General features: G+C 41.2%; 15 protein-coding genes and 1 tRNA gene. 9 read left to right on the forward strand and 7 right to left on the reverse strand.

Annotated features, from left to right (window positions below; translation table 11 throughout):
• Positions 1–51 precede the first annotated feature (51 nt).
• The 5 genes from rpoB (at position 52) to P2W73_RS03880 (ending at position 11,810) form a co-directional block, all read left to right on the forward strand.
• Positions 52–3,855, forward strand: a complete 3,804-nt coding sequence (gene rpoB, locus P2W73_RS03860; RefSeq protein ID WP_276500667.1) for a DNA-directed RNA polymerase subunit beta — start codon at positions 52–54, stop codon at positions 3,853–3,855.
• 167 nt (positions 3,856–4,022) lie between these two features.
• Positions 4,023–8,315, forward strand: a complete 4,293-nt coding sequence (rpoC, locus tag P2W73_RS03865) for a DNA-directed RNA polymerase subunit beta' (RefSeq protein WP_276500668.1) — start codon at positions 4,023–4,025, stop codon at positions 8,313–8,315.
• Positions 8,316–8,509: 194 nt separating this feature from the next.
• Complete coding sequence (locus P2W73_RS03870; RefSeq protein WP_276500669.1) at positions 8,510–9,115, forward strand: OmpH/Skp family outer membrane protein; 606 nt, start codon at positions 8,510–8,512, stop codon at positions 9,113–9,115.
• Between the two features lie 113 nt (positions 9,116–9,228).
• A complete protein-coding gene (locus P2W73_RS03875; RefSeq protein WP_276500670.1) occupies positions 9,229–10,677 on the forward strand; it encodes an APC family permease in 1,449 nt (482 codons plus the stop codon).
• A gap of 185 nt (positions 10,678–10,862) precedes the next feature.
• Entirely contained in the window at positions 10,863–11,810 is a 948-nt protein-coding gene (locus tag P2W73_RS03880) for an isoaspartyl peptidase/L-asparaginase family protein (RefSeq protein ID WP_276500671.1), read from the forward strand.
• A 421-nt stretch (positions 11,811–12,231) separates the two neighbouring features.
• On the opposite strand, the gene P2W73_RS03885 is transcribed toward P2W73_RS03880, so the two are convergent.
• Positions 12,232–12,852 carry an outer membrane beta-barrel protein gene (locus tag P2W73_RS03885; RefSeq protein WP_276500672.1) on the reverse strand — a complete coding sequence of 207 codons (621 nt, stop codon included), beginning with the start codon at positions 12,850–12,852 and terminating at the stop codon, positions 12,232–12,234.
• Between the two features lie 50 nt (positions 12,853–12,902).
• Complete coding sequence (locus tag P2W73_RS03890) at positions 12,903–13,577, reverse strand: DUF4136 domain-containing protein (protein ID WP_276500673.1); 675 nt, start codon at positions 13,575–13,577, stop codon at positions 12,903–12,905.
• Between the two features lie 139 nt (positions 13,578–13,716).
• On the opposite strand from P2W73_RS03890, the gene P2W73_RS03895 reads away from it, so the two are divergent.
• Complete coding sequence (locus P2W73_RS03895) at positions 13,717–14,403, forward strand: 2-C-methyl-D-erythritol 4-phosphate cytidylyltransferase (protein WP_276500674.1); 687 nt, start codon at positions 13,717–13,719, stop codon at positions 14,401–14,403.
• Between the two features lie 75 nt (positions 14,404–14,478).
• Here P2W73_RS03895 and P2W73_RS03900 read toward each other — a convergent pair whose 3' ends face one another.
• From P2W73_RS03900 to P2W73_RS03915, 4 genes are all read right to left on the reverse strand, one after another.
• Positions 14,479–15,402: a GNAT family N-acetyltransferase gene (locus tag P2W73_RS03900; protein WP_276500675.1), complete on the reverse strand. Its 924-nt coding sequence runs from the start codon at positions 15,400–15,402 to the stop codon at positions 14,479–14,481.
• Positions 15,402–18,293 carry a M1 family metallopeptidase gene (locus P2W73_RS03905; protein ID WP_276500676.1) on the reverse strand — a complete coding sequence of 964 codons (2,892 nt, stop codon included), beginning with the start codon at positions 18,291–18,293 and terminating at the stop codon, positions 15,402–15,404. Before P2W73_RS03905 ends, P2W73_RS03900 begins: the two co-directional genes overlap by 1 nt.
• Positions 18,294–18,382: 89 nt before the next feature.
• Positions 18,383–19,792: a sugar transferase gene (locus tag P2W73_RS03910; protein ID WP_276500677.1), complete on the reverse strand. Its 1,410-nt coding sequence runs from the start codon at positions 19,790–19,792 to the stop codon at positions 18,383–18,385.
• Positions 19,789–20,766, reverse strand: coding sequence for a Gfo/Idh/MocA family oxidoreductase (locus tag P2W73_RS03915; protein ID WP_276500678.1), 978 nt, complete (start codon positions 20,764–20,766; stop codon positions 19,789–19,791). The genes P2W73_RS03910 and P2W73_RS03915 overlap by 4 nt, the downstream gene beginning before the upstream one ends.
• A 171-nt stretch (positions 20,767–20,937) precedes the next feature.
• Between P2W73_RS03915 and P2W73_RS03920 the strand changes: the two genes are divergently transcribed.
• From P2W73_RS03920 to P2W73_RS03930, 3 genes are all read left to right on the forward strand, one after another.
• Positions 20,938–21,011: transfer RNA gene (locus P2W73_RS03920), tRNA-Asp, on the forward strand.
• A gap of 318 nt (positions 21,012–21,329) precedes the next feature.
• Positions 21,330–22,553, forward strand: a complete 1,224-nt coding sequence (locus P2W73_RS03925; RefSeq protein WP_276500679.1) for a site-specific integrase — start codon at positions 21,330–21,332, stop codon at positions 22,551–22,553.
• A gap of 130 nt (positions 22,554–22,683) precedes the next feature.
• Complete coding sequence (locus P2W73_RS03930) at positions 22,684–23,436, forward strand: hypothetical protein (protein ID WP_276500680.1); 753 nt, start codon at positions 22,684–22,686, stop codon at positions 23,434–23,436.
• Between the two features lie 18 nt (positions 23,437–23,454).
• Here P2W73_RS03930 and P2W73_RS03935 read toward each other — a convergent pair whose 3' ends face one another.
• On the reverse strand, positions 23,455–24,876 hold the full coding sequence (locus P2W73_RS03935) for a hypothetical protein (protein WP_276500681.1): 1,422 nt from the start codon (positions 24,874–24,876) through the stop codon (positions 23,455–23,457).
• Positions 24,877–24,938 lie beyond the last annotated feature (62 nt).

The following is a 24,938-nucleotide window of genomic DNA, read 5'->3' on the forward strand; positions in this document are numbered from 1 at the left end:
GGTTGTGAGTGATTTGTACGTCCTGAATTCTTTAAAACCGGTTTTTCGCATATGTCTTCAACTAAATTGAATCAAAGGGTGGATTTTGGTAAGATTAAACACCTGGCCGAAACTCCAGACCTTCTTGAGGTGCAAATCCAGTCATTCAAAGAGTTTTTCCAGCTTGAAACAACGCCTGACAAACGTAATATCGAAGGTTTGTTCAGGGTGTTTAAGGACAATTTCCCGATTACGGATACCCGTAACATTTTCGTGCTGGAATTTCTTGACTACTTTATCGATCCGCCCCGTTACACAATTGAAGAGTGTATGGAACGTGGATTGACTTACGCCGTTCCCCTGAAAGCTAAACTGCGTTTGAGCTGTAACGACGAAGAGCACGTTGATTTCCAGACAATCGTTCAGGATGTGTTCCTGGGTAATATTCCTTACATGACTCCCCGTGGTACTTTTGTTATCAACGGCGCAGAACGTGTGGTGGTAAGCCAGTTACACCGTTCTCCTGGTGTGTTCTTTGGTCAATCCATTCACCCTAACGGAACCAAAATTTATTCCGCAAGGGTAATTCCTTTCAAGGGCGCCTGGATGGAGTTTGCAACCGACATCAACAATGTGATGTATGCTTATATCGACCGGAAGAAAAAATTCCCGGTAACTACATTGTTGCGCTCTATCGGTTACGAAACAGACAAGGATATCCTTGAACTGTTTGGTATGGCTGATGAAGTAAAAACCGATAAAAAGACCTTAGAAAAATATATAGGCAAGCGCCTTGCTGCCCGTGTGCTAAGAACATGGGTTGAAGATTTCGTAGATGAGGATACCGGCGAGGTTGTGTCAATCGAAAGAAATGAAATCGTGATGGAACGTGATACCGTTCTTGACGAAGAAGCTATTGATATCATTTCTGACATGGATTTGACTGGTGTGTTCATCCAACGTGAAGATGTAGGTGGAGATTACGCTATTATTTATAACACGTTAAATAAAGATACTTCTAACAGTGAGTTGGAGGCGGTTCAGTTTATCTATCGCCAATTGCGTGGTGCTGATGCTCCGGATAATGAAACGGCTCGTGGCATTATTGATAAATTGTTCTTTAGCGACAAGCGTTATGATTTAGGTGAAGTAGGTCGTTACAAGATCAACCGCAAGTTGAACATAAACCAGCCACTTGATAAAAAGGTATTGACGAAGGAAGATATTATTCTAATCATTAAATACCTGGTGCGCCTGACAAACGGTAAGGCAGAGATTGATGATATCGATCACCTGAGCAACCGTCGTGTACGTACAGTGGGTGAGCAATTATATGCTCAATTCGGTGTTGGTTTGGCCCGTATGGCAAGGACCATTCGTGAAAGAATGAACGTACGTGACAACGAGGTATTTACCCCGGTTGACCTTATCAATGCCAGAACGCTTTCTTCTGTGATCAATTCTTTCTTTGGGACATCACAGTTATCGCAGTTCCTGGATCAAACAAATCCCTTATCAGAGATCACTCACAAACGTCGTATTTCAGCACTTGGACCAGGTGGTTTGAGCCGTGAAAGAGCTGGTTTCGAGGTTCGTGACGTTCACTACTCACACTATGGTCGTTTGTGTACGATTGAAACACCGGAAGGTCCAAACATTGGTTTGATCTCTACGCTTTGTGTACATGCCAAGATCAATGATATGGGCTTCATTGAAACGCCTTATCGTAGAGTAAGTGAGGGCAAGGTAAACATGAAGGAATTACAATTCCTGAGTGCCGAAGAGGAAGATCTCGCAAAGATTGCACAGGCAAATACACAGTTGGATGAGAAAGGAAATTTTGTAGAAGATAAAATTGTAAGCCGTGAAACGGGCGACTTCCCGATATTAGATAAGAAGGATGTGGAGTTCATGGACGTAGCTCCAAACCAAATTGTTGGTTTGAGTGCGTCATTAATTCCTTTCCTTGAGCATGATGATGCCAACCGTGCCCTGATGGGATCAAACATGCAACGCCAGGCCGTGCCGCTTATCCGTGCTGATGTGCCTATCGTAGGTACAGGTTTGGAAGCAAAAGCTGCCCGTGATGCAAGGATCCAGATCCACGCAGAAGGCGATGGTATAGTAGAGTTCGTCGATGCCAATGAAATTCATGTTCGTTACGATCGTGATGCAGAAGAAAAACTGGTAAGCTTTGAAGAAGATCTGCGGGTATATAAATTGACCAAGTTCATTAAGACCAACCAGGAAACTTGCATTAACCTGAACCCTGCTGTGAAGAAGGGGCAGAAGGTTAAGAAAGGAGATTTCCTGACTGAAGGATATGCTACACAAAATGGTGAGCTGGCGCTAGGTAAAAACCTGAAAGTGGCCTTTATGCCATGGAAGGGTTACAACTTCGAGGATGCCATCGTTATTAGTGAAAGAGTGGTGAGAGAAGATATGTTTACTTCGGTTCACATTTCAGAATATGAGTTGGAAGTACGTGATACAAAACTGGGTGAAGAGGAATTAACACCAGATATTCCTAACGTTTCTGAAGAAGCAACTAAGGATCTGGATGAAAATGGTATTATTCGTATCGGTGCTACCATCAATGAAGGTGATATCCTGATCGGTAAAATCACACCGAAGGGTGAAAGTGATCCTACCCCGGAAGAAAAACTCTTGCGTGCCATCTTTGGTGACAAGGCCGGTGATGCAAAAGATGCTTCTTTGAAAGCACCGAATGGAGTAGAAGGTGTGGTGATCGGTAAGAAACTGTTCCAGAGAGCGAAGAAAGATAAAAACGCCAAAGTAAGAGAAAGGGCAGCTATGGATAAGTTGGAAAAAATCCATGAAAAGAACGAAGCTGACCTGATGGAAGTGCTATTGGAAAAGCTGACTACATTGTTGAAAGATCATGTTTCAGCCGGTGTGAGCAACAACTTTGGCGAAATACAGATTGGAAAAGGAGCTAAGTTCACTGCTAAAAACCTGACTGGTTTGGATTATGCCAATATCAATCCGTTGGGCTGGACAGGCGACAAGAAAGTGGACGACCAGATCAACATCCTGTTACACAACTATAACATCAAGTACAACGAGGAGCTCGGTCGTTACAAGAGAGAAAAATTCAACATCTCAATCGGTGATGAATTACCTGCCGGTGTATTGAAGCTTGCAAAAGTTTATCTCGCTGTAAAACGTAAGTTGAAAGTGGGAGATAAAATGGCCGGTCGTCACGGTAACAAAGGTATTGTTGCAAAAATCGTTCGGGCAGAAGATATGCCGTTCCTCGAGGATGGAACGCCTGTTGACGTAGTATTGAACCCCTTGGGTGTACCTAGCCGTATGAACCTGGGACAAATCTATGAAACGGTATTGGGTTGGGCCGGTGAAAAACTGGGAATGAAGTTCTCCACGCCAATTTTTGATGGTGCTACCACCGATGAAATTGCTGGTTACATTGAAAAGGCGGGGCTTCCTAAATTCGGACACACTTACTTGTATGATGGCGAAACCGGTGAACGTTTTCACCAGAAAGCAACCGTTGGTATCATCTATGTGATCAAACTGCACCACATGGTTGATGATAAGATGCATGCCCGTTCAATCGGACCATACAGCCTGATCACACAACAGCCATTGGGTGGTAAAGCTCAATTCGGTGGTCAGCGTTTTGGTGAGATGGAAGTGTGGGCACTGGAAGCTTATGGAGCATCCAACATTCTGCAGGAATTGCTGACATTGAAATCAGATGACATCATTGGTCGTGCGAAAACATATGAAGCCATTGTAAAAGGTGACAACATTCCAAGACCAGGTGTTCCTGAATCATTCAATGTATTGGTACATGAGTTAAGAGGATTGGGATTAGATCTTAAGTTCGAATAAACATAAAATTTTTCAGTTGGCAGTTTGCAATTTGCGGTTACTGCCAACTGAAAGTTCTTCTTAGCTCAGCAGAATTACCGAACGCTGAAGTGTGCGACGCAACAGGTGATGAGTAGTGTTGATGTCGCTGGTAACAAAAAACAATAACAAGAAATCAGAAATAAAACATGGCATTCAAAAAAGAAAATCGCCCCAGAGCAACATTTTCAAAGATCACCATCGGCCTGGCTTCCCCGGATACGATCCTGGAAAGAAGTTACGGTGAAGTGTTGAAGCCTGAAACTATTAACTATCGTACTTACAAACCTGAAAGGGATGGTTTGTTTTGCGAAAGAATATTTGGTCCCGTTAAGGACTATGAATGCGCCTGCGGAAAGTATAAGCGTATCCGTTACAAGGGTATCGTTTGCGACCGTTGTGGTGTAGAAGTGACTGAGAAGAAAGTTCGTCGTGAAAGAATGGGTCACATTAAACTGGTTGTACCGGTTGTTCACATCTGGTATTTCAAATCATTGCCCAATAAAATTGGTTACCTGTTGGGTGTAAGCTCTAAGAAATTAGAGACTATTGTTTATTACGAACGATTTGTGGTAATCCAATCAGGTATCCGTGCTGACAAAGGTCAAAATGTTGGAGATCTGCTTACAGAGGAAGAGTACCTGGATATCCTGGAAACATTGCCAAAAGATAACCAGTACCTGCCTGATGATGATCCAAACAAGTTCATCGCTAAGATGGGAGCAGAGGCCGTGCACGATATGTTACAACGTATCGACCTGGATCAGTTATCATTTGATCTGCGTAATGCGGCTGCTACTGAAACATCTCAGCAACGTAAAGCTGATGCATTAAAAAGGCTGAGTGTTGTAGAAGCTTTCCGTGATGCGAATACAAGAATTACCAACCGTCCTGAATGGATGGTAATGCAATACATCCCAGTTATTCCACCTGAGCTGCGTCCGTTAGTACCGCTGGATGGTGGCCGCTTTGCATCTTCTGACCTGAATGATTTGTATCGTCGTGTTATTATCCGTAATAACCGTTTGAAAAGATTGTTGGAGATCAAGGCTCCGGAGGTTATCCTTCGTAACGAAAAACGTATGTTGCAGGAAGCTATCGATAGCTTGTTTGATAACAGCCGTAAATCAAATGCTGTAAAAGCTGAAGGTGGTCGTGCTTTGAAATCGCTTTCTGATGTATTGAAAGGTAAACAAGGTCGTTTCCGTCAGAACCTGTTAGGTAAACGTGTTGACTACTCTGGTCGTTCGGTTATCGTGGTAGGTCCTGAAATGAAATTGCATGAATGTGGTCTGCCAAAAGATATGGCTGCTGAGCTCTTCAAGCCATTTATCATTCGCAAGCTGATTGAAAGAGGTATTGTGAAAACAGTAAAATCCGCCAGGAAGCTTGTTGATAAAAAAGAGGCGATCGTTTGGGATATCCTCGAAAATATTTTGAAAGGACACCCGATCTTATTAAACCGGGCCCCAACGCTGCACCGTTTGTCAATCCAGGCATTTCAGCCTAAGTTGATTGAAGGTAAAGCGATACAGCTGCACCCATTGGTAACTACAGCCTTCAACGCTGACTTTGATGGTGACCAAATGGCTGTTCACGTACCGTTGAGTAATGCTGCTGTATTGGAAGCACAATTATTGATGCTGGCATCACACAACATCCTGAACCCACAAAATGGTACACCTATTACCCTTCCTTCACAGGACATGGTACTCGGTCTGTACTATATTTCAAAAGGTAAAAGATCAACTGACACTGAAAAAGTAAGAGGAGAGGGCAAAGCCTTCTACTCAAATGAAGAAGTGATCATTGCCTACAACGAAGGTGTTGTTGATCTGCACGCATGGATCAAAGTAAAAGCAAACATCCGCAATGCTGATGGCCTGCTCGAACATAAATTAATTGAAACAACAGTAGGTCGTGTGATCTTTAACCAACACGTTCCTGCAGAAGTTGGCTTTGTAAATGCATTGCTGACAAAGAAAAATCTTCGTGACATCATTGGTGATATCATTGAAACTACCAATGTTCCGAAAACAGCGAAATTCCTTGATGATATCAAGCAGCTTGGTTTCCGTACAGCCTTCCAGGGTGGTTTGTCATTCAGTATTAATGACCTTATCATTCCAGACATTAAGGAAGAGTTGTTGGAAAATGCAAAAGGTGAAGTAGATGAGGTTTGGGATAACTACAATATGGGTCTTATCACTAACAATGAAAGATATAACCAAACGGTAGATATCTGGAGCCGTGTCGATACAAGGATTACTGAAACACTGATCCGTGAGTTGAGCAGCGATAAGCAAGGTTTCAACTCTGTTTATATGATGTTGGATTCCGGAGCCCGTGGTTCTAAACAGCAGATCAAACAGCTGGCCGGTATCAGGGGATTGATGGCGAAGCCAAGAAAATCCGGTTCTACTGGTTCTGAGATCATTGAAAACCCAATTCTTTCCAACTTTAAAGGCGGATTGAACGTATTGGATTACTTTATCTCTACACACGGTGCCCGTAAAGGTCTTGCCGATACCGCCCTTAAAACGGCGGATGCCGGTTACCTGACACGTCGTTTAGTTGACGTAGCACAGGATGTCGTTATCACCGAAGAAGATTGTGGTACACTGCGTGGTATTGCTACTACTGCATTGAAAGATAATGAGGACATCATTGAACCATTGGCAGATAGAATTGCCGGTCGTATATCATTGCATGATGTTTACGATTTACAAAATGACGTGATGATAGTTGCAGCCGGTGATGAAATTACTCCTGCTATTGCGAAGAGAATTGAAGATGCAGGTATAGAAACTGTAGAAATTCGTTCTGTACTTACCTGCGAAAGCAAGCGTGGATGTTGCGTAAGATGTTATGGTAAAAACCTTGCATCAGGTATTCGTGCACAAAAGGGAGATGCTGTTGGTATCATCGCAGCACAGTCAATCGGTGAGCCTGGTACACAGTTGACACTTCGTACATTCCACGTTGGTGGTGTGGCTGGTTCAGCTTCTGTTGAGTCTACATTGCTTGCCAAGTTCGATGGTTCCATCCAGTTTGACGGTTTGCGTACAGTAACAACTGAAAATAATGAAGGCGAAAAAGTTCAGATCGTAATTGGTCGTACAGGTGAGGTTCGTATCATCGATACCAAGAATGATCGCCTGATGATCACTAACAACATTCCTTACGGCTCTACCCTGATGGTAAAAGATGGTCAGAAAGTAAGCAAAGGTGATGTGATCTGTACATGGGATCCATTCAACAACGTTATCGTCGCAGAAGTAAACGGTGTGTTGAAATTTGAAAACGTTATCGAGGGTGTTACCTATCGTGAAGAATCTGACGAACAAACTGGTCACCGTGAGAAAGTGGTTATTGAAACCCGTGATAAAACAAAGATTCCTTCAATCGTAGTAGAAGGCAAAGAAAATAAATCTTACAACCTGCCTACCGGTAGCCATATCATTCCTGACGAAGGTGATGATGTAAAAGCCGGACAGGTAATTGTGAAAATACCCCGTGTACTTGGAAAACTGAGAGATATCACCGGAGGTCTGCCTCGTGTTACAGAGTTGTTCGAAGCAAGAAACCCAAGCAACCCTGCTGTAGTTTCTGAAATCGATGGTGTGGTAACAATGGGTGCTATCAAGCGTGGTAACCGTGAGATCATCATCGAAGCAAAAGATGGTGTTCAAAAGAAATACCTGGTTCCGTTGACAAGACAGATACTTGCACAAGATGGCGACTTCGTAAAAGCTGGCTCACCATTGAGTGATGGTCAAACATCACCGCAGGATATTCTTTCTATCCAGGGACCATTTGCGGTACAACAGTATGTGGTAAATGAGATCCAGGAAGTATATCGTTTGCAGGGTGTGAAGATCAACGATAAACACATCGAGGTGATCGTTCGCCAGATGATGCGTAAAGTAAGCATCGTTGATCCGGGTGATACACGATTCCTTGAAGATGATTCAGTAGATAAATTCGAATTCGTAGAAGAGAATGATTACATCTTTGATAAGAAGGTGGTGACCGAAATAGGAGATTCCACTAAACTCCGTGCAGGCCAAATCGTAACACTGCGTGAAGTAAGAGAAGAAAACTCTGTACTCCGCAGAAACGATAAGAAGCTGGTTGAATACCGCGACGCTCAGCCTGCGACATCTTCTCCGACATTGTTAGGTATCACAAAAGCATCTCTGGGTGTTCAAAGCTGGATATCTGCAGCATCATTCCAGGAAACAACCAAAGTATTGTCATCAGCTGCCATCCATGGTAAAACAGATGATATGCTCGGTCTGAAGGAGAATGTTATCACAGGTCATCCGATCCCTGCTGGTACTGGACTGCGTGAGTTCGAGAACATGATTGTAGGTAGCAAGGAGGAGTACGAATTGCTGCAAACAACCCGTGAGGCAATGGCCTTTGACGAAGAAGAGTAAGTCAATCGACAATATGCAATAGACAATAGGCAATAGCATTGCAAATTGATAAATAAATCAGGGAGTGAGGTAATCTTGCTCCCTTTTTTGCAATTTTACTATTGCCAATTGCTTATTTTCCCTTGCTGTTAACTGTTTCATAAAGTAACCTGAATCCTTATATTTGCCCACCTATTCATCATTAATTTGCATACATGAAAAATGGTTTGTTGGTTTGGAATATAGTATTGACGCTGCTTGTCGGTTATTTGGTATTTGCACAGTTGAACAAAAAGGGAGATGTTGTTTCCGGCAATAAAAATGCAAGCAGAGATTCAAATGTTGTTAATGCTGGTTTTCGCATCGCCTATTTTGAAATGGATTCAGTAGAAAATCATTTCAACATGGTGAAGGACATAAAAGCGGAGATAACAAAGAAAGATGAAGAATATTCCAATAGCCTGAACCAACTTGATGCTACCTATAAGAATAAAATACTGGAATATCAGCAGAAAGAAAAAAGTGGAACAATGGTGCAAGCCGATTATGAAAAGGCACAGGTAGACCTCCGGCAGTTGGAAGACAGGTTGAAAAACAGGAAACAGGAACTGGATCAGCAGTACCAGGATTTTGTGATGCGTAAAAACCTGGGTGTAAAAAAGAAAATCGAAGATTTTTTAACGGAATATAACAAGGCACAAGGTTATTCTTATATAGTCGCCTACGAGCAGGGATTGTTTTATTACAAGGACACAGCTTATAACATCACCAGCGAAGTGATAAAAGGGTTGAACGAAGAATACAAGAATAAAAAAGATTAAGCAATAATTTTTCCGGTAAAAATCCTTCCGCAGTCCGGAAGGATTTTTTTTGTTCTTGTCTTTTACAATGAAAATGAAGTGAAATACTTATCTTGATAAATAAAAAAAATTGCATGGCAGAACATTCCACTTCTTTTAAACAATCCTTAGGCCTGGTAGATGCAACGATGATTGTGGCTGGTTCAATGATTGGCTCCGGTATTTTTATCGTCAGCGCTGATATGCTGAAGGACCTCGGATCGGCAGGCTGGCTTATTGCTGCATGGTTGATCACTGGCTTTATGACGTTAACTGCTGCACTTAGTTATGGGGAATTAAGTGCTATGTTTCCAAAGGCAGGCGGCCAGTATGTGTATTTAAAAGAAGCATATAATCCTTTTATCGGGTTTCTGTATGGCTGGAGTTTTTTCGCCGTTATTCAAACAGGAACTATTGCTGCTGTTGCCGTGGCTTTTGCCAAATTCTTAGGTTACCTGGCGCCCGGTTTGGGAGATGGAAATGTTTTATGGCAGAGTTCAGGTAGTTTTAAAATAACCGCTGCGCAGTTGGTAGGAATTGCGCTGATCATTCTGCTGACCTATATAAATACAAAGGGCATTAAAACCGGTAAGATCATTCAAACAAGTTTTACAACGGCAAAGTTGCTTGCCTTGTTTGGCCTTATTGCTTTTGGTTTTTTTATAGCCGCCAACTGGGATGTATGGAATCAAAACTGGACCAACGCCTGGGAAATAAAGCAGCACGCAAGCCGCAGCAATTCACCCGGCGTCACGGACTCATGGTTGCCGCTGACAGGCGTCGTTGCCCTTGGTGCTATCGCTTCGGCAATGGTGGGAAGTATTTTCAGCAGTGATGCATGGAATAATGTGACCTTTATTGCAGGAGAAGTAAAGAACCCTAAGCGAAATATTGGTCTTAGCCTGTTTTTGGGTACATTGATCGTTACGATTATATACGTCACTACCAACCTGATGTATATTTCAGTATTACCGGTAAATGAGCTGGCTTTTGCAAAAGACAACCGCATCGCCTTATCAGTCTCTAATGAGATATTCGGCAGCAATGGTGCCATCATTCTTGCCCTGCTGATCATGGTGTCCACGTTTGGTTGTAATAATGGACTGATCCTGGCAGGGGCGAGGGTGTATTATACAATGGCAAAGGACAAATTGTTTTTTCAAAAAACCGGCCAATTGAACAAGAATGCGGTTCCCGAATATGCTTTATGGATACAATGCCTGGTGGCATGCATACTTTGCCTTAGCGGCAAATATGGCGATCTCCTTGACATGGTTTCTTTTGTTGTAGTATTATTTTATGTGCTTACTATCATTGGCATTTTTATACTGCGTAAAAAACGTCCGGATGCAGAGCGGCCTTATAAAGCTTTTGGTTATCCTGTATTGCCGGCCATCTATATTCTAATGGGAATTGCCTTTTGTTTGTTGATGATAAAATATAAACCTCAATACACCTGGCCGGGATTGATCATCGTATTGATAGGTATTCCTCTTTACTACATCGCTGTGTTCTCAAAGAAAAAGGAAGAGTTGTCTTCCTGATATGAAGGTGGTCATTCTTTTTATTTCTTACATCATCACGACAGAATTTGTAATCATTACCGATTTGCTGTTGTCAAATAAAAGCCTTCTTGTATTGGCTTTTATCTAAGCATCGTTAAAAAAACTTGGAAATTCTTCCTGTATAAAATAGCTAATTTCGGCAGCGGAAAACAGCAGTCAGTATTATGTCAAAATACACATTAGCATTACACGGCGGCGCGGGTACAATATTGAAAGAAGATATGACACCGGAGTTGGAAGCCGCTTATCTCGAAGGTTTGGAAGATGCTTTAAAAGCGGGTTATGCTGTGCTGGAAGAAGGCGGTACTGCTACAAATGCAGTGAAAGCAACTGTTGTTGTATTAGAAGACAATATGCTGTTCAATGCAGGACGCGGCTCGGTATTTACCAAAAAAGGGTTGCAGGAAATGGATGCAGCTATTATGGAAGGCCACGATTTAAATGCGGGAGCTGTAGCAGGTGTTCGCAATGTTCGCAATCCCATTGAGCTGGCCATGGAAGTAATGCGCAACAGCAACCATGTATTTCTAAGCGGTAAAGGCGCCAATGATTTCGCCATCAAGCAGGGTATCAAACTGGAGCCCGATGAATTTTTCTTCAGCCAGTTTCGTTACGACCAATGGAAAGCGATCCGGGATTCTGATACTTATTCGCTGGATCATACACACCAGGAATTGGAAGAGCTGATGCGGGATAAAAAATTTGGAACGGTTGGAGCTGTTGCCTGTGATATGGAAGGCAATATTGCAGCAGCAACAAGTACAGGTGGAATGACTAATAAAAAATATGGCCGTATTGGTGATAGTCCTTTAATTGGAGCAGGCACCTATGCCAATAATAAAACCTGTGCTATCAGTTGCACAGGCCATGGAGAACCATTTATCCGTGGGGTTGCGGCATATGATGTCAGCTGCCTGATGGAATATAAAGGAATGAATTTGCAACAGGCCATGGAGGTGGTTGTGTATGATAAACTAGTAAAGCTGGGAGGCGAAGGTGGTATGATCGGCGTGGATGCACTGGGCAATGCAGCTATGATATTTAACAGTGCAGGAATGTACAGAGCGATGATAAACAGTATTGGGGAGAAAGAAGTGGCGATATACAGGTAGATGTTTTTGTAGTCAGCTGCATAGCTACTATCATCGTCTGTTGTGTCACTTGCCGACGCTTTCGGTCGGCATCCCGACATTTATCGTCGGTGACACTTCAACGCCAGCCTACCGGCGGGCAGGTTCGGTAATTCTATTCAGCATTTTAGAAGCGTATTTTTTGTTTCGACACGGCTTCTATTCGTGCTGTTGGTGAGAAACACCAACAGCGGCGTACAAGGCTGAAAGAATAGAAATAGATATTGAAGCAGGTAAAACTTATTATATCCAACTGATTTTTCAAACGGGTATTATTAAAAATAACTTGTATTGCCAGGAGGTGACAAAAAGCTCAGCCAGAACAATGTTGGACAAATTAAGGGAAGACACTTGCCAGTAAAAAGGATTTCCCGGTAGTAATCCAATACTTTTTTAATCAAAATTAGTTCCGCATCGGAAAACCAATACCCAATGTAAATCCCAGATAACTAAGATTTGAGATATCATCCTGTTTATAAGGAATAAAAGTATAATTCACACTAAGGTTCAAACCTGTTTCTCCTCCCTTTTTAAAAGGGATATAAATACCTGCCGAAGGTCTTGCTGCAAAACTAATTTTATTGGTTTCGTTAGGGTATTCGCCAACATATTGTTTGTTGAGGACAGCCGCTCCACCAGCTCCTGCACTCACATAAGGTTGTATGGTTCCGCCCGACATGAAATTGTATCGTGCAGTTGCCAGGAAAGGAATAGTTTGAACAGAATTGGTAAGCACCGCAGAAATATCACTGCCGTCAGATAGTTTATAAAGCCCCCTTGGGAATTTTTGATAGAAGTCCTGGAAGCCTACGTTTAAACCTATGCCCAGTTGGTCGTTGACCCCGTATAAAATAGTGATATCTACTCCACGTAATGATGTCTTGTCTACAAGGTCCTTGAATTGACCCATGGGAGTAGCTCCGGCGATACTTGCAGTCATTCTCACTTCTCCCTGCTGCGCAGCTGCACTCATCACTATTAAGAATGATGCTATTAAGACAGAAAGTATTTTAAATATTTTCATTGTTATATTTTTAGTTGTGTCAGGTTCTTCTTTACCGCGGATACTAAAGCTTACTTTGCTATATAAGGGGATTGTTGAAATAAAGCCTGGGCATGTTTTGACGCCCTTGCAACCGTAAAAGTTCCGCTGCCGCGAACCAATCCACTCCATACCTGGCGCAATTGGTTATTGCTCGCAGCATTTTTTAAATCAAACATATCTACTGCCGCGCCGCCCTCGGTTACGGTATAAGTTCCGTATACCGGCGGAAAATAATAATCATAACCAGGATAGCCCCAATAATAAGGATCCCAGTAACCACCGTAGCCACCCCAATAGGTGGAGTAATCGATGATACCCGTGTAGTCATTGTATATCCTGCTTAAATTTATTCCCAGGTCAGGATTTTCACTATTTCCTACCCTCGTAAATCCGCGGCTTTGCATTTCAGCAGCAATTGCGTCAATAAACGCAGCATCATAATCCGTTCTCTCCCGGGCTACCAATTGGTTATTATCGATGACGGCGGCAGAATCTGCCAAACTAAAGGTGGCATAGGACGAAAAATCGACCGCGCCATCCTGCTTGGTAATATAGAGCGGTTTTTCGTCCGGCTCCAGGTTATCCACTACATTTTTCGTACAGGATTGCAAAACCATGAACCCTGCTAAAACATAAAGAAAATTTTTGCCCACCATGGTAGTTGTATTTATAAAAGTATTACAAACACAATGCCTTTTTTTCATGTGTATTATTTTTTATTGTTTTTTTGTCACATGGAATTCACCATAAAAATTTTCATCGCGGGTGGTATGAATTTGCTCGAAAATTTTTATGGCTCATTTCACAGGCATAATATAAAATCAGCGTTCTATCTTTGCGCCCATGTTGAAATATGCGATCATAGTGGCCGGTGGCTCAGGTACCAGGATGGGTGAAAAATTACCCAAGCAGTTTATCTTATTAAAAGACAAGCCTATTCTTTATTATACCATCAAAACTTTCCTGGAAAGCTATGAAGACCTGCAGGTAATCCTGGTGCTTCCGGTTGATTATATGGATATGGGGCAGGAGATCATCGATGCCTATTTTGATAAAGACCGGATTCGTATCACTGCAGGCGGTGATACCCGCTTTCAGTCTGTAAAAAATGGATTGAAGTTGGTAGAACAGGAGTCGATTATTTTTGTGCATGACGGGGTTCGATGCCTGTTGACTGAAAAACTAATTCACTCCTGTTATGAAAAGGCTGTAGAAACAGGTAGTGCCATTCCGGCCATTGCAAGCAAGGATAGCGTCCGTATAGTGACTGACGAGGGTAATGACGCTATGGACCGAAATAAAGTAATGATGATTCAAACGCCGCAAACTTTTCATAGCAAAATTCTTTTACCCGCTTACCAGATCGATTATAAAGACAAGTTTACCGATGAAGCAACGGTAGTTGAAGCGTTTGGGTTAAAGGTTTCGTTGGTAGAAGGTGAGGAAACGAATATCAAGATCACAAGACCGCTTGATTTGATGATAGCTGAGAGAATCATTGAGAGCAGCGGTCGGAAGCCTGAGGTTTGAGGGTCGGAAATTTCCAATTCTTAAAATATCTTTTTTTTGTACTCTAACTTCAGACTTCTTATCTCCTCTTTGACCTCATTTCTTCAGCCATTTTAGAAAAAAAGGAAGCTTGTTCAATTTTATTGTAGCATAATTTTCTTCAACGGCGCCGAAGCTGCTATAGAAAAAGGCCAGGTTTCTGATGTCAGATCCTTCGAAATCCAGCATCATTTTTTTTTCCGCATGATCTTTTATAAATGCATCGATCAGCATGTGAGAAGCGCCTATCGTTCGACCATTGGGATGATTACCTACTAGTATATAATAAGCCCGGTCATGCGAAAAAAAGAAGACGGCAGATGCGATCAATTCATTATTGTTGGAGTGAACACCATAAGTTGTAGCCTGGCCTCTTTTTTCCAGGTAATCATACAATCCGGAAAAACGTTCTATATTGTCTGCCGATTCTTTTGAGTAAGTTCTCATTTGCTCTTTTGCCAGGGCAACTACCTGCTTCACATCAAAACCTTTTACGACTTTACAACCCAACTGTTCGGCTTTTTTAATGTTGCGTTGAATATTTTCCCGATAGTTTCTATACAGTTCCTGGTAAGTTTTAGCAAGATCTAATACATAGTTCTTTCGCTGGTAAAGCGGGAAATTTTGTAACGGAAAAACATTCTGGTGGTTGAGATAAATATCCCAAAAAAGAAATGATTTAGGAATGGCATTCAGAAAAGCTTCGACTAATTGGACAGAAATAGTTGGACCAAAAATGCCCAATTGTGCCGTAATAAAAGGCTGATACAAATAGCTAATACCAAACTTACGATTCCAGGTCAATGGCATTACCACCTCATAGTCGTTTAAAACTAAAGCCGACCAATGTTTTGTCATGTGATCGAGGTAATAAGCATAGGCATATATTAATCCATTGGGCGAATGGCTAATGCAACGGTCCCACTTTTCGATATCAATTTTATCCCGTTGGATATATTGTATTGAAAGATCGTTATCCATCAAAGAATAAAATTGCGATTTAATTTTTTCAGGCTGAAACCGGAAACGTTGATGGAAAAAGAAATTGTTTTCAGAAAACGGTTTTTCTTGTCCAGTGTTGATTTGATGTAGTCTTTATAAACTTTGCTGTAAACAAGCGGAGCGTATACATTGATCAACCCCTTAAAAAGAGGCAGTTGGATACCGGCGTCAAAAAGAAATCGATCTTCCGTTGAATTTTTCTTCCAGGCATCGCTGTGCGTACCTATGTCAACAAATAGCTTTAGCGGAATTTTTATTGGCAGCACACTAAGCGGGTTAATATTGGGTGGAATGGAGGTAACCAAATTAAGGGCCATCAGCCAATCATCTGTCCTTCCAATTTTATCGGCCAATAAATCTGTTCTCACTTTGAAGGCTCCGTCCCGTATCATGATCTGTTGGCTGGCGATCCCTTCAAATTCATTACGGCCGACAAAATAATCGCTGTAGGTATAATCTTCATAGCCATTTGGTCCGGTCATGTTTAAATGGTAACTGTCGGTTTCAAATTGTTTGGTAAATGTTTTTGGAGACGTATAGAAAAACTTTCCGGCAAACAACCGGGTCTCAAGACCACCTTCCTTTGCATAGTTGAAAAAATAGTTACCAGTAAAGGCGGTTCTTACAAAATTCTTTCCCTGTTCTATTTTCAGTTCGCCGCTATATGGGTATAAGGCCCGGTTATTTTCTACAACAAAACGAAGCTGGTTTAATGTCCAGTTCTCATTTACCTTCCTGATCTTTGTTCGAATGGAGGTATCATTTGATGGGCTTATCATTGTATCACGATAAAAGTTCAACGATTGCTCATTAATAAGAAAAGTTTTAAACTGGAAAAAACGGGTAAGATCGCTTCGCGGATCTGCTTGTTTCAGCACAAATTTTATAGAAGGAACGATTTTATAAAAAGAAGAAAATGTTTTATTTCCCGCTGAATCGGTAAACCGGTTGATACTAAATGTTGATCCGCTAATACCAAGGTTTATTTTCTCAAAAACACCAGTTGGATAAAAAGAATAATTAACAAGTCCTGTTCCTGTTAAAGTCTTAGAGCCGGTCGCAAACATGGGCGAAAGAAAAAACTGAAGGCGTGAAGGCGGAAGTTTATAATTGGTTACAAAGGCGCCAATCATTAGTTTGTCATAGCTATTAAAACCAGGGAGGGGACCGAAGCCAATTATATTTTTAGACGGGTGATTAATATAATCAGCAAATGATTTAGGGCTGGCTACGAAAATCGGTTTTGCACCTGCCCGTAATTGGGAAGGCAGTGTACCTTTTTTATCCAGTAAAATAAAAAAGGTATCCAGGTTTTGCTTGCTGCTTTCTTCAAAGGTTTTTTTAAAATCAGCAGGCTGCGGATGTTTATTTTGCCATTTTGCATAATATTCCTGCATCGCCTTGTCAAATGCAGTCTTACCTAGTTTCTTTTCCATCCATTCCAACCAGGCGCCGGTTTTATAATAAGCAACTAATCCATAATTGACATGATTAAAATCTTCGCTGTTCGTGTTAATAGGCTGATCTTTTTTTACAGCTGCTTTTGTCTCAAATAAAATCCGCTCCGTACTTTTTATACTTGCACCAGATTTGCCAACATTTATCTCACCCTTGTTGCCATATTTCCATTCGCTATAGCGATTATCGTAAAAGGAATTTAAACCTTCATCAAGCCATGGATATTTTCGCTCATTGCTTCCCAAAGCGCCATAAAACCAATTGTGGCCTATTTCGTGGGCAATAGTATAGTCTAATATTTTTTCATCCGGTGTTGGAGAAATGACTGTAATGGTTGGATACTCCATCCCGCCGCCAAAGCTTTCAGGTCCCTGGACAACACTGACTACTGAATAGGGATAACTGCCGATCCATTCACTTCTTGTTTGTAAAGCGTTCTTCGCAAAGCCAACACTATTGGCCCAATATTTTTCCTGCCCGGTAGTGTAGTAGCTGTAGACGTCTATTATTTTGCCTGATTGTAAAATACAGGTGTCATGCTTTACAATAAAACGTTTATCTGCAAACCATGCAAAGTCGTGTACATTTTCCTGTTTAAACCTAAGCGTTTTTAGTTCTGCGGATGAAACTGGAAATTTTTGTATGATTGTTTTATATGTACCACCTCTTTTTATTTTTTTTCGCAACGGTTGCCAGCTAAAAGATGATCTGTTTTTCAGCCATTCTTTCTCTTCTTCGTTTTGTAATTGACCCGTAGCGGCGACAACATAATTTTCCGGCAACGTGATGCTTACATCGTAGTTGCCAAATTCGCTGTAAAACTCTCCCTGGTCCAGGTAGGGCATTGGGTGCCATCCATCTTTATCATATACCGCCGGTTTGGGATACCATTGTGTCACCTGGTAGCTGTCTCCATCATGCCCGCCTCTTGAAAAATTATAAGGAAGTTGTACATGAAAGGGGGTGGTGATCGTTATTTTTTGTCCCGGTGAAAGAGGAGAGGGGAGATTTAATTTTATGATGTCAATATGTTGCGGATGATCTTCTGTTTCTGCGGTAATATTATCTACTTTAAAATCCAGCCGGTTGATATAACCTCTTTGCTCCTTATTGGAAAAGTAAAATTTGGTATTGCCGTTTTGTAAGAGTTGATCGCTGAAGGCTGTCTTATCTGTTTTATAAGCGTTGGGCCAGATATGAAACCAGATATAATTAAGTGTGTCGGGTGAATTGTTGATATATTCAATTTTTTCAAAGCCGGTTAAAGAATGTGCTTTATCATTGAGTGAAACATTGATCTGGTAGTTGACCTGTTGTTGCCAGTAGTTTGGTTGGCAGTTGACAGTTGATCCTGAGCGGAAGACGAAGGATTGACAGGTAAGGAGAACTAAAGCAGCGAGAAGTTTTTTCACCAAGGATTGTTTTTTCAAAAATAGAATCTAAAATCTGCAATCGCAAACTATGTTCCTGACAGCTGGCTTCATACTTCCTGCCTCGTACTTTATTTACCTTTTCCTTTCAGGATAATCCGTACGGTATGTATCATGATTTTAAAATCGAGGGCCAGGGATATATTTTCTATATACAGCAGATCAAACTTGCTTCTTTCAATCATTTCTTCTACATTCTCCGCATAGCCAAATTGTACCATTCCCCAACTGGTAAGGCCAGGTTTTACTTTCAATAAATATTTGTAATACGGAAATTGTTTGACGACCTGGTCAATATAAAAGCGGCGCTCAGGTCTTGGTCCTACCAGGCTCATGTCTCCCAATAAAATATTCCATAATTGTGGAAGCTCATCCAATCGCCATTTCCGCATCACTTTGCCCCAGGGCGTTATGCGGGGATCATTGTCAGAAGAAAGTGCAGGGCCATTTTTTTCAGCATCGGCTATCATGGACCTGAACTTGTACAGGCGGAACTCTTTTCCTTTATAACCGACTCGTTGCTGGCTATAAAATATCGGACCTTTAGAGGTGAATAAAATTCTCAGTATCACATAAAGCATTAACGGTGATAATAACAGCAGCCCGGATCCCGCTGCCACTACATCGATCAATCGTTTTATGTGCTGCTGCCATTCGGGCATCAGGTTTGTTTTCAGGTCTATTAGCGGAGCTCCGAGTACATTGATCGTTTTTACAGAGCCGGAAAGAATATCCAATACGCCGGGTAGAATTTTTATTTCTACATCTTTTTCGCTCAGCCGGTTGATGGTATTTTCCAATAAAACATGATCGGATTTTTCAATGGCTAATACTACCTGGCTAATGTTGTGCTGATCGATAATATCTTCGAGCTCATTGATAGAACCCAATTTAGGCAAAACGCCATCAATACTATTTTGATTATTATTCTGCGGATTTATAAAGCCAATATACCTGTAGCCTCCATCACGCAGTTTTCTTTCTGTTTCTGAAAAAATTTTTAAAGCATTGTCCCTGCTTCCAATCATCAGGGTATTGAAAAAAACTTTTCCCGTCAGCAATTGGTCTTTTACGATATTGAGCAAAAACCATCTGCCCAGGAACGTTAACATAAAATGAATTCCAAAAAGCAAGGCAAACGCTACATAATTGTATGTGCTGTTGATATTGGGATCACTTAATACAAATACAGAGAAAAAAAGAATGCTTCCCAGTAATGTGCAGATAATGGTAAGATTAAATTCCTCCAATCTCGATTTTTTATACAGGGATGTATAGGTACCTGCCAGCGTATAAATGATAAGCCATCCAACAGGCACGATCAATAAGATATAAAGCCACGAAGTTTTGCTGATCGGAAAGGCTGCCCTGTCACTAAGCATGTTACTCCTTACCAGGTAAAGAAAGAGCCATGCTATAGCAGCCATGAAATAATCGATCGCTATATACCAGCCAACTGATATTTTTTTTCCCGAACTCATCCGTGTGTAATAACATTATGCCCGATCTTGTTGAGTATTTTGTGTGCTACATCCATCGCCATCAGGCCATCCATTTCTGACACAATGGTTTTCGTATTGTGAATAATGGCATTTACAAACTCTTCCAGTTCTTTTTTAATAGCGTTGACTTCAGGCACAGCCGGGTTGGCTACAGCAATTGTTTTTTTACCGGTTGGCGTTTCAATATCAAAAGCAAAGACATTGGAATCCTGCGGTTCTTTTAATTTAATGATCTCTGTTTTTTTGTTTAAAAAGTCAACACCGATATAGGCATCTTTTTGAAAGATGCGCATTTTTCTCATTTTTTTCATGGAGATGCGGCTACTGGTCAGGTTGGCGACACAGCCGTTGTGAAACTCTATCCTGACATTTGCTATGTCGGGGGTTTCTGTCATCACTCCTACGCCGCTTGCCGAAATGTTTTTTACATCACTCTTTACAATGCTCAGGATAATATCGATATCGTGGATCATCAGGTCGAGTATCACACTCACTTCTGTGCCACGGGGATTGAATTGTGCCAGCCGGTGCACTTCAATAAACATCGGGCTTAGCTGCATATCTTTCAGGGCAAGAAAGGCGGGGTTAAACCTCTCCACGTGTCCCACCTGGAACTTAACACCGGATTCCTGGGCTAGCTTTACAAGCAGCCGGGCTTCTTCCATCGTATTGGCCAACGGTTTCTCTACAAACACATGTTTGCTTTTTTTGATGGCCCTTTCACAGAGTTCAAAATGATAATTCGTGGGTGCCACTACATCAATGGCGTCACAGGCATCGATCAGCGTATCGGGAGCCAGGAAGCGAGGAAGCTGGTATTTTTCAGATACTTCCTTTGCGGTATCGTCGTTAGGATCATAAAAGCCAACCAGCTCAACTCCGGGTATTTCCTTCCAGTTGTTCAGGTGAAATTTTCCAAGATGCCCCACGCCCAATACGCCTATTTTTAGCATTTGTAATTGTTTTGAGCGTCAAAGATAATGAAGCGATACAGCAACCTGACTTTCAGTAGCTAATTGAATAAATGCTCGGGGAAAATTTTAGAAAAACTTTTGTTTTAGAGATATCAAATCCCCTATCTTTGCCATCCCAAAAAATGATATCGCAAGATATTATTGAGGAACGGATCGGTAGTTCAGTTGGTTAGAATGCCGCCCTGTCACGGCGGAGGTCGCGGGTTCGAGTCCCGTCCGGTCCGCAGATTGAATTCGCTGAAACACGCTCCCAGAGCGGGTTTCAGCATTTTAGGTTCATTTTCCGGGTCCGCAATTTTTTTAGTCGCTTTTTCTTCCATTTAGCTAATCATCAGTAAGCCAATTGTTTCCCATTTTTTCAATCGCCTGATTTCTTCCTTCACATTAGATACATGAGGGTGCATGTAAGGGGGCAAAAAATAATTTCGATTTTGGTATCCTTGATTCAACGAAACCTATGCCTGATAAAGGTTTTGGTAATTTTGGTTTGCTAAACTCTTTGCCAATTCTTCACTTTTTAAATGCACATAAGGAGGCAAATTATGGAGCCAAAAATGACTATCCTATTTATCGGAAAGAAATCAAGGACTACCAGGCATCAATTGCTCCCTATTTATTTACGGGTAACCATAGCAGGAAAACGTTTTGAGGTAGCCACTCACCGCCATGTTGAGCCGTTTGAATGGTCTTCTTCGGCAGGCAGGGTAATTAGCCGGTTTGAATCTGCAGTGGAAACAAATATGGCCCTTGATGAAATCAAAAGGAAAGTTTATGAGTACAGGGAACGTATCCTTTTGGAGAACAGAGATTTTACTGTTGACAGTCTTAGGGAAAAGTGGTTCGGCCAAGACCGTAATAAACGAACCTTACTGGGCGTATTCAGGTCAAGTATAATGGACCTGGAAAAATTAGTCGCTAAAGGAGTGTACCGTAAATCTACCCTGGTTAAATATAAGTCTACTGAAAAGCACCTGCTTGATTACCTGCATTGGCGCAAGAATGGCTGCGATGTCTTGCTAATCGATCTCAGGATTGAATTTGCCAGCAACTTTGAATATTATTTACAAGCAGAAAAAGGACTTTCTATAAATTCGTCGGGGAAAATGATCAAAAACCTGAAAAAGATAATTCGTGACTGTGTTGACAAGGATTGGTTGGACAAAGATCCATTTTATCGATTTAAAGTTAAACATGTTGATCCGAAAGTTCCTCATTTATCCGTTGAAGAATTGAAAGTTCTGGAAGAAAAGGAAATTACCATCCCACGCCTGGCACTGGTTCGTGATCTGTTTCTGTTCAGTTGTTACAGTGGCTTTGCTTATGTGGATGTCGCCTATCTGACCACAAGTCATATTAAAACCGGCATAGATGGTAAGAAATGGCTAATCAAGAACCGGCAAAAAACAGATATTTCAGAAAGGGTACCGGTACTACCTCCCGTTCAAAAGATATTGGATAAGTATGAATGGTATTGTCGGAAAAGCGGCGGTAAAAAATTACTTCCCGTACCCTCTAACCAAAAAGTAAACGCATATTTAAAGGAGCTGGCCGATGTATGCGGAATAGCTACGAAGATTACATTTCATATGGCCAGGCACACTTTTGCTACAACTGTGACACTTGACAATGGGGTACCCATTGATTCGGTAAGTAAAATGCTGGGGCATAGAAGTATAAAAACCACACAGATTTATGCACAGGTAACGGATAAGAAGATTAGCGATGATACGATAGCTTTATACCAGAAATTCCAAACTCAATATTGATAACTCCTTCAATCGGAGTTTGCCTTAGTGAATCTAACGAGGTAATGCCGGTGAAAACTGTCAGCATCAATAAGGTTCTGCGCACAGGATAAAGACTCGAAATTTCTGGATCTTTTTGTATGTTTAAGCTATGCGGCTATCTGAACCGGAATTTGACATTGTAAGAGGGGTTTATTTAAAACACTTTTCTATAGATATTCCCGATGAAATTTTGAAGGAGTACCAGTTTGTAGTTATGTATAAAGAATTTATCAAATCAGCGACCCCGCAAAAAAGAATCTTGAATGCTTTGTTAGATATAACATTGGATAAGATCCGACTCAACAAGAGATTTCAGAAAATTACGATGATAAGGCTCATACGAAGCCAGTCCCACCCTGAAGTCGTTGATAAAATAATTGCCGAAAAATTATTTGAGTTATTCAGAAGTCTCCTTTGGACCGTAAACGATGAAATTGCCTGGAAACTGAGTGTTTCTCTGCGAGATATTATGCTGACCAAAGAACAGCTATTCTGGTTAATAGATAACTATAAGCGATCAGTACATATTCAGAATCGTTTGTTACGGTATCCGCAGAAAAATACTATTATTTCTGAATGGGCTAAACAAGTTTATTCCAACCATGAGTTAAAGGATAGGGAAGTAGAGCTGGCAGGCTTAATTCTTAATATTGATCAAGGATTTCGATTACAGGATTCGGCCGCGTTTCTTTGGGCAATTCATTATTCCAAACTTCCTGTGAAGACGAAAAAACAATTACTATGGAAAAATCTTTCTCATGATAATTTTCTGGAATTTCTAAAGATATGCGATAGGAATGGCTATACTGATCTAATAAAGAGGTTGTATGAGACGAACAGCCGGTTAATTTTTTCTGATTAAATATCGCTGGCGAATTAACTAAGCATGTATATTGGCTTTCGGGATCAACACTTGCGTCATTGACGAAAATACATCATACGGTTGCATTCTTCCGTGTAATACTTTATCCTTTTTGTCGAAGAACATATGCGATATATCGCTGAATAATGCTGGTTCAACCGGAAACTTTGCATCCGGATTGTGATACATAATCAATCCGTCAGCCCATGCTTCTTCATAGTCAGGATCATCTAAATCAAAAACCTTTCGGATTGGTTCGGTAGCATAAGGGTCCGGATCATACATGCTGACTATTCTCAACATTTTAATATCCTTGTTTCCTAAGCCTGCCAGTTTACCCATGCGATTAAATGTGGTCAGAGTTGCGTTATTTGTGAATAATACGGCGCTTATATTTTCTGCATCAGGCAGGCCAAAAAAATTCGAGGGTATAGTTTTGCTCTTCCAGGTATGACTTTCAATTTTTTCCATCACTGGCTCTACACCATGGCCATTGTCGTGAATATGTCTAACTATATCACCATCGTCGTTAATAGTAATTTTCATTCTATAGCCGTATAGATAGTCAGCCAATGCATCTCTTGACCATGTCATTGAGCCTAAGCTATCCATTGTAGCGGGCATATGGAAATCATGGATAGCCAGAATGAAAGGCTTTCCTTTAATATGGTCCTTTACCCAATATTTCTTTTGCAGTTTAGTATAGAGCGCACTTCCAAATTTAATAGGCATGTAGTCCCTATTGAGCTTGAGCACTTCCAATGCACCCTTTGGTGCTGGTTCGTCAAATGTACTACTACGATTTACTGTCACTGCTTCGATCGCCAGTTGATCTCCAAAATACGAAATGAAATAATCCGGTGCTTGGTAACTGTTATCGATCTTAAATCCAGCCGTGTGTAGATACACATGCAGGTATAACTCCCACAGTCTGGCATCAAAACCTGTAGTTTGAAAATCCTTGATATAGTTGCCATCCACGTCGACATAGCTATACACTATTTCCTTAATCAGATTTCGGGCAGCTTCATACCCTTGCTGTTCGATCATTATTTTAAAGTAGGCATGAAGTTTTTCTGCTGGAACTTGGGGAATCAGTATCTCATTTGGTAAGGCTTTTTCATCTCCTTGTTCGTAAATTTCTTTGCCATCATTTTCGTAGGGGATTAGTGCTATTTTCAAGTAAGAAATCGCCTCCTCTGGAGTCGTATAAAATTTTCTGCAAAAGTCGATAGCACGAAATACTTTCTGTTTGTCCCTGCCAAGTATTACAAATCCGTAGTCTTCATCACTATGATCCCTTGTTACAGTTGCCATTAATTTTTTATCAAATGCCTCAAACCACGCAATTTCCGTTGCCATATACCTCAATAAAGGTGCTCTGACATAGCAGTAGGCATCAAATTGCCTTTTTGTTATTTCACGAATTTTCATGTTCATTCGAAATAATTTTTGATCTGAAATTCTTCGGCATAGTACATTTGCTCCAGATCCTGAATAGT

Source organism: Terrimonas pollutisoli, from assembly GCF_029360765.1.
GTDB lineage: Bacteria > Bacteroidota > Bacteroidia > Chitinophagales > Chitinophagaceae > Terrimonas_B > Terrimonas_B pollutisoli.